7 protein-coding genes are annotated in these 6,900 nt (G+C 70.0%); 2 read left to right on the forward strand and 5 right to left on the reverse strand.

Features of this window, described 5'->3' with window-relative positions; all coding sequences use genetic code 11:
• Window positions 1–315 (reverse strand): DnaJ domain-containing protein (locus D180_RS10625; RefSeq protein WP_017912777.1); only part of this gene is annotated, 315 nt, incomplete at its 3' end.
• A 135-nt stretch (window positions 316–450) separates the two neighbouring features.
• Complete coding sequence (locus D180_RS10630; RefSeq protein WP_010341349.1) at window positions 451–918, reverse strand: Hsp20/alpha crystallin family protein; 468 nt, start codon at window positions 916–918, stop codon at window positions 451–453.
• Between the two features lie 169 nt (window positions 919–1,087).
• On the opposite strand from D180_RS10630, the gene D180_RS10635 reads away from it, so the two are divergent.
• Together D180_RS10635 and D180_RS10640 are read left to right on the forward strand one after the other, a co-directional pair.
• Window positions 1,088–1,570, forward strand: coding sequence for a peroxiredoxin (locus D180_RS10635; RefSeq protein ID WP_017912778.1), 483 nt, complete (start codon window positions 1,088–1,090; stop codon window positions 1,568–1,570).
• A 31-nt stretch (window positions 1,571–1,601) separates the two neighbouring features.
• Window positions 1,602–2,186: a DUF892 family protein gene (locus D180_RS10640; protein ID WP_017912779.1), complete on the forward strand. Its 585-nt coding sequence runs from the start codon at window positions 1,602–1,604 to the stop codon at window positions 2,184–2,186.
• Window positions 2,187–2,732: 546 nt separating this feature from the next.
• On the opposite strand, the gene pbpC is transcribed toward D180_RS10640, so the two are convergent.
• The 3 genes from pbpC to D180_RS10655 all read right to left on the reverse strand — a co-directional run.
• Window positions 2,733–5,126 (reverse strand): penicillin-binding protein 1C, encoded by a 2,394-nt coding sequence (gene pbpC, locus D180_RS10645; protein ID WP_017912780.1) that lies wholly within the window; start codon window positions 5,124–5,126, stop codon window positions 2,733–2,735.
• A gap of 139 nt (window positions 5,127–5,265) precedes the next feature.
• Window positions 5,266–5,754, reverse strand: coding sequence for an ATP-binding protein (locus tag D180_RS24195; RefSeq protein ID WP_198526542.1), 489 nt, complete (start codon window positions 5,752–5,754; stop codon window positions 5,266–5,268).
• A 799-nt stretch (window positions 5,755–6,553) separates the two neighbouring features.
• On the reverse strand, window positions 6,554–6,900 hold a 347-nt coding region (locus D180_RS10655; protein WP_043090803.1), incomplete at its 5' end, for a helix-turn-helix domain-containing protein.

Consider the following 6,900-nt stretch of genomic DNA (forward strand, 5'->3'; position numbering starts at 1 on the left):
GCCGCCGCCGGCGCCGCCGTTGCCGAACACTTCCTCGAAGTCGAAGCCCTGCGCGCCGCCGTAGTTCGGCGGCGCGTGGAACTCCTCACCCGGCCGGTAGCCCTGCGCGCGCAACTGATCGTAGGCGGCGCGCTTGGGCGGGTCGCGCAAGGCCTCGTAGGCCTCGTTGATCGCCTTGAACTTCTCTTCGGCCCCAGGCTCCTTGCTGACATCGGGATGGTACTTGCGCGCCAGCCGCCGGTACGCGGTCTTGATCTCGGCATCGCCGGCGCTGGGTTCCACGCCCAGGGTCGCGTAGTAATCCTTGAATTCCATCCATCACCTCAAAAAGAGTCGGCCCGCCGCCTTGCGGCAACGGGCCGGTTGCATGCACTGCGCCATCGCCCGGCCATTCTACGGCCGGCGGCGAGGGCGCGGCGTCGCGGTGGCGACGCCGCTGCGAGCAGGCGCTTACTGCACGATCGTGGCCCCGGTATCGACCTGGATACGGCGCGGCGTGCTCGCCGGACGCTTGGGGATGCGCACTTCCAGCACCCCATGGTAGCCGGTGGCGGAAATGCCGTCCGGATCGGCGCTGTCGGGCAGCGCGAAGCGGCGATGGAAGCTGCCGTAGCGGCGCTCGATGCGCGAGAAACGCTCGGTGTCGGCGGCCGATTCGCTCTTGCGCTCGCCCTTGATCGAGAGGATGCCCTTGTCCATCGACACCTCGATCTCCGACGGGTCGATACCCGGCAGGTCGGCGTACAGCACGAAGCGCTCCGGCTCCTCCTTGATGTCCACGCGCGGCACCCACTGCGCGGTGACGACGGCCGATTCGTCGGTGCCGCCGTTGGGGTCGAAGAAGCGGTCGAACACCTGCTTGATCTCGTTCTGGAATGCGGCCTGGGCCGGCCACTGGCGATAACGGACGATGCTCATCGTGGTCTCCTGAAACGTGAATGAGGTACACCCCCGAGGGGACGGTTCGCGGCGGCGGGACCGGCCCGCCGTCCATGCCGGTCAGATAGGCCTGCCGCGCCGCTTTTCAAGGCGTTGACGCCACCTTCCCATTTCCGTTTCTAGACTCGGTTCATCCAAGGAGCCCGACATGCCCATCCAGACCGGCGAACGCATTCCCGAAGTGGTGCTGCAGCGCATCCGCGACGGCGTGGAAGCCGTGGACACGCGCACGTTGTTCGACGGCCGCCGCGCGCTGTTGTTCGCGGTGCCCGGCGCCTTCACCCCGACCTGTTCGGAGAAGCACCTGCCCGGCTATGTGGAGCACTTCGAAGAGTTCCGCAAGCGCGGCATCGAGGTGTACTGCATGGCGGTCAACGACCCGTTCGTGATGCAGGCCTGGGGCAAGAGCCAGCTGGTGCCGGACGGCCTGCAGATGCTGTCCGACGGCAATGGTGCTTTCGCCAAGGCGCTGGGCCTGGAACTGGACGCCAGCAGCTACGGCATGGGCGTGCGAGCGCGCCGCTTCGCGCTGTACGCCGACGACGGCGTGGTGCAGGCGCTGTTCGTCGAGGCGCAGGGCGAGTTCAAGGTCTCCGCCGCCGACTACGTGCTGCAGCACCTTCCCGACTGATCCCCTTACCCACCACAGGAAACGGCCAGCCATGTCCAACAAGCCAGCCACCCCGAAGACCGATGCCAAGCCGCTGCAGCACACCGCCGGCCTGACCGACACCGCCACGCTGCGCGCCAACGCCCGCCAGAGCATCGAGGACGGCGCGATCACCAAGAGCTACAGCGCCGACCGCGAGGCGGTGATCAAGATGCTCAACGACGCGCTCGCCACCGAGTACGTGTGCGTGCTGCGCTACTACCGCCACTACTTCATGGCCTCCGGCATGCTCGCCGATGCGGTCAAGGCCGAGTTCCTGGAGCACGCGCAGCAGGAGCAGGCGCACGCGCACAAGCTGGCCGAGCGCATCGTGCAGTTGGGTGGCGAGCCGGACCTCAATCCGGACACGCTGACCGCGCGCTCGCACGCCGAGTACAAGGAAGGCGAGGATCTGCGCGACATGGTCAAGGAGAATCTGATCGCCGAGCGCATCGCCATCGACAGCTATCGCGAGATGATCAATTTCGTCGGCGACAAGGACACCACCACCAAGCGCATCCTGGAAGACATCCTGGCCCAGGAAGAAGAGCATGCCGACGAGTTCTCGGACATGCTGGAAGGCTGGATCGGCAAGTAAGCCGGTTCAGCGTTACGCCCTCTCGTAGGAGCGGCTTCAGCCGCGACAGGTTGGCTCGATGGCGCCTGTCGCGGCTGAATCCGCTCCTATGGTGCTTTTTTTCTGACACACATGGTTAAAGCAACTGCAAAGGCTTTCGCCTTGCGGCGAGTCACTTTTCTTTGCTTGTGCAAAGAAAAGTAACCAAAAGAAAGCACACCCTGCCTCGCGCCCTCCGCGCTAACGCGCTCCGGGTCCGCGTCCATCCCGGGGATTCGCGGAAGGGGCATCCTGCCCCTGCCGCGAACGGCGCACGTCCCTGTGCGCCGCCCCTTCGGGGTTTTTCCCCGTACTGGCCGCCGCTTCGGAAGGGAACCCGGCAAGTCAAAAGCAACAGCAACAGCCAAAGCCAAGCGCCCCCCACAGGGACTCGCAGTTATCGGCGTCCGGGAGCGATGTGGGAGGGACTTCAGTCCCGACTGCTTCCGAGGTCGGATCGCCCGCCTACGCTGGTCGTCGTGGTTGCATGACTGTTGGCTTCTACGAAGACGCGCGCGCCACCTCTGCTCAACGCAGCACCCGGAACCGTACCTGGGTCCAGGCGCCGTTGCTGGCCAGGGCGGTCAGGGTGTGGTCGCCGGCGTCGGCGAAGTCGCGTTGGAAGGTGCGTGCGCCCTCGGTGCGGGCGATCCAGCGGCCGTCCAGCAGCCAGTCCACCGGGGCGCTCGTGCCCAGCGCGCGTACCTGCAGACGCACCGTGGTGCTGCCCGGCGCGCGTGCCAGGGTGGCGCGGTCGTTGAGGCCTTCGATACGCAATACGTCGCTGCGGCCGCGGCCGTCGTCGCGGCAGTCCGGTGACAGCGCCGGCAGTTGCCCGGCCTGGCGCTCGCTGGCGTGCAGCCACGGGGTCAGCAGCGCCGGCCAGCGCGCCAGGTCGCGGGTGACCGCCTCATGCGGTTGCGCGCAGTCCGGCGACAGGCGCAGGCCGCTGTGCGCGTCCACCTGCACGGTCTCGCGGCCGGCGCTCCACAGCCGCGCGTCGCGCTCGGCGAAGGTCGGCGGCACGGCGCCGTCCAGCGCATAGGCGGAGAAACGGCGCTGGCACAACGCCGGCGGCGTCTGCTCGGCGGCGATGCCCAGCGGCCAGCATACGTCCACCTGCTGCACCGTCGCCGGCATCGGCCGCGGCGCGTTATCGCCGCGCAGGCGCGGCAGGCTGTCGATGGTCTCGAACATCAGCGGCAAGGCGGTCACCGCGCCGTACTGGCCGGGCAACGGCGTGCCGTCGGGACGGCCAACCCACACGCCGACGGTGTAGCGGCGGGTGCTGCCGATCGCCCAGGCATCGCGGTAGCCGTAGCTGGTGCCGGTCTTCCACGCTACCCGCGGGCGCGTCCCGACGTCGAAGGTGCCGACGCCGTAGCCCGGACGCGGATTGGCCTCGAGCATCTCGCGCACGATCCAGGCCGCGCCGGGCGACATCAGGCGCCGTTCGATGCGCTTGTCGGTTGCGCTGTAGCGCACGTGGCCGGCGATGCCGTCGCGGTTGAGCGCGGCGAAGGCGCCGACCAGTTCCTCCAGCTTGGCGCCGGTGCCGCCGAGGATCAGCGCCAGGTTGGGCGTGCTGCCGCGCGGGAACTTCAGGCCGATGCCGGCGTTGCTCAGGCGCGCGGCAAAGCGCGCCGGCCCGACCCGGTCGAGCAGATCCACCGCCGGCACGTTGAGCGACAGGCGCAGCGCGCTGGCCGCACCGATCGGGCCGTTGAAGGCTTCGTCGAAATTGCCCGGGCGGTAGTCGCCGAAACTCTGCGGCGCGTCGACCAGCAGGCTTTCGGAGTGGATCAGGCCATCGTCCAGGGCCATGCCGTACAGGAACGGCTTGAGCGTGGAGCCGGGCGACCGCCAGGCCTGCACCATGTCCACGTCGCCGAGCCGGCGGCGGTCGCCGAACTGCACCGAGCCGATGTAGGCGCGCGCCTGCAGGTCGCGATTGTCCACCACCAGCAAGGCCGCGGAGGTGCGCTCGGGCAGTTGCGAGAAGTAGGCGCTGACCCGGTCTTCGAGGTTGCGCTGCAGGTCGGCGTCGAGGGTGGACACGATGTGCGCGGCGTGCGGGCGCTGCTGCCGCAGGCGCTCGGCCAGCAGCGCGGCGTGCAGCGGCGTCTGCAGCGAGCGCGCCACCACCGGTTCGATGCGCGCATCGTCGACCTGTGCGCGCGGCCACACGCGCAGCGCAACCATGCGTTCGAGCACCTTGTCGCGCGCCGCGCGCGCCGCCTCCGGATGCCGGTCCGGACGCAACCGGCTCGGTGCCTGCGGCAGCACCGCCAGCAACGCCGCCTCGGCCTGCGACAGACGCGCGGCCGGCTTGCCCAGGTAGGCCCAGCTCGCCGCCTCCACGCCTTCGATGGTGCCGCCGTAGGGCGCGCGTTCCAGGTACAGCTGCAGGATCTGCCGCTTGCTCAGGTGCGCCTCCAACTGCAGCGCACGCAGCGCCTGCTGCGCCTTGCCCCACGGCGTACGCGTGCTGACCTCGGGCGGCATCAGGATGCGCGCCACCTGCATGGTCAGGGTGGAACCACCGGAGACGATGTGGCGCGAAAACACCCACTGCTTGGCCGCGCGCAGCAGCGCCCAGGGATTGACCCCGGGGTGCTGCCAGAACCAGCGGTCCTCATAGTTCAGCAGCGCCTGCAGGTACAGCGGCGAGACGCTGTCCGGGGTGGCCGGATAACGCCAGACGCCGTTGCTGTCGGCGAAAGCACGCAGCGGGGTGCCGTCGGCGGCCACCACCAGGGTCGAGGTGTCGCGCGACTTTGGCAGCGGCAGCGGAAACGCCAGGTCCAGCAACAACAGACTCGACAGCAGCGCCACCGTGCCCCAGCGCAGCCACGGCAGCAGGCGCGTCCAGCGCCGGGGGCGCCGCGCGGCGTGCGGAGCGGCGGTGTCGTCCAGTGGCATGCGGGCTCCCGATGGAAGCGGCCATTTTGCCTGTTGCGGCGACGGCGCGGCGAGCGGGATATCCCTTGCCCGTTCGGTATCGCCGACGATGGGTGCCCAACTGCTCCGGGGCACCAGCAACACTGCGCTCCTTCTGCCACTACGCCAGCGGCAATCGCAGCGTCGCCACGCTGCCTTGCGCGTCCGTACGAGCCTCCAGGCTCAGGCTGCCGCCCTGCGCTTCCAGGATCTGCCGCGACAGCACCAGGCCGATGCCCGAGCCGCCGGGCTTGGTGGTGAAGAACGGCACGAACAGATTGTCGCTGGGCGGCAGGCCGGCACCGCCGTCGCACACCTCGATCGACACGCTGGCGCCGTCGGCACTCGCGCGCAGCGTCACCGGCGCGCTGCCGCCGGCTTCCAGCGCGTTGCGCAGCAGGTTGATCAGCACCTGTTCGAGCTGGTCGGCGTCGGCGCACGCATGCAGCGACGGCGCGACCTCGACCTGCACTCGTGCATCGTCCAGCAGCCGCTGCACGCGCGCGCACAGCGGCGCCAGCGCCACTGGCGCCGGGACCGGCGCGGGCAGCCTGGCCAACCGCGCGTAGCCGCCCAGGAAGCGCTGCAACGCCGCGCTGCGCTGTTCGATCACGCCCAGTCCGTTGTGCAGATCGGCCTGCAGCTCGGCGTCGAGCGCCTGCGGTGCGGCCGCCAGCAGCCGCGCGAGCGTGTCGGCGATCGAGGCGATCGGCGTCAGCGAGTTGTTGATCTCGTGACTGAGCACGCGCAGCAGGCGGCGGAAGGCCTGCGCCTCCTCCTCGCGCAGCGCGCGCTCCATCGGCTGCACCAGCAGCAGCCGGCCGGCCTGGCTGCGGCTGCGCAAGGCGGCGTGGCCGATCTGCCAGCGCCCCTGCTGCCCGGCGAACGCATGCGCCTGGATGCTGCCCGACGGCACGTCGAACAGGCCGGCCAGTCCCAACGCCTGCGCGGATTGCCCGATGGCCTGCTGGGCGGCGACGCCGAGCAGGCGCTCGCCGGCCGGATTGACCAGGCGCAGGCGCTGGTCCTGTTCGAAGGCGAACACCGCCCCGTCCAGCGCTGCCAGGGTCTTGCTCAACAGTTGCAGGCTTTCGTGCGAATCGCGCTGTTCGTCCTGCAGGCGCTGCGCCAGGGCGTTGAACCGCGCCAGCAGGCCGTCGGCATCGCGCGCGTCCTGCGCCGCACGCACGCTGTAGTCGCCCTCGCGCAGCGCGTCCAGCAGGCCACCGAGGGTGCGCAGGCGCTGCCCGGCATCGCGCTGCTGCCAGCGCCAGAGCGCCATGGTCAGCACCAGCACGCACAGCAGCAGCACGATCGCCTCGGGCAGCCGCGGCGCGCCGGCGACGAGCACCAGCGCCAAGGCCAGCAAGGCCGGCGCCACCAGCCACAGCGGCCGGAAGCGTTGTCGCTCAGCCGGCGTCATCGCTGCGCAGCCCGTGCTTGCCCAGGCGCCGGTACAGGCTCTGCCGGGTGATGCCGAGCTGGTCGGCGGTGCGCTGCAGATTGCCCTGGTGCTGCGCCAGCGCCTGCTTCAGCAGCAGCGCCTCGGCTTCTTCCAGGGTGAGTTGCGTCGACAGTGCCGGCGCGGCATTCGTCGCCGGCTGCAGGCGCAGGTCGTCGCTGCCCAGGGTGCTGCCATCGGCCAGCAGCGCCGCACGCTCCATCGCATGCGCCAGCTCACGCACATTGCCGGGCCAGGCGTAACCGAGCAGCGCGCGCTCGGCGTCGCGCGCCAGCGTCGGCAGCGGCCGCCGGT

Origin of the sequence: Xanthomonas sp. SHU 166 (genome assembly GCF_000364685.1) — a bacterium.
Taxonomy (GTDB): domain Bacteria; phylum Pseudomonadota; class Gammaproteobacteria; order Xanthomonadales; family Xanthomonadaceae; genus Xanthomonas_A; species Xanthomonas_A sontii.

Excerpts from the sequence above, each read along its gene's own strand:
- D180_RS10630 (WP_010341349.1), bottom strand. The coding sequence starts at position 918 with ATGAGCATCGTCCGTTATCGCCAGTGGCCGGCCCAGGCCGCATTCCAG.
- D180_RS10635 (WP_017912778.1), top strand. The coding sequence starts at position 1,088 with ATGCCCATCCAGACCGGCGAACGCATTCCCGAAGTGGTGCTGCAGCGC.
- D180_RS10640 (WP_017912779.1), top strand. The coding sequence starts at position 1,602 with ATGTCCAACAAGCCAGCCACCCCGAAGACCGATGCCAAGCCGCTGCAG.
- pbpC (WP_017912780.1), bottom strand. The coding sequence starts at position 5,126 with ATGCCACTGGACGACACCGCCGCTCCGCACGCCGCGCGGCGCCCCCGG.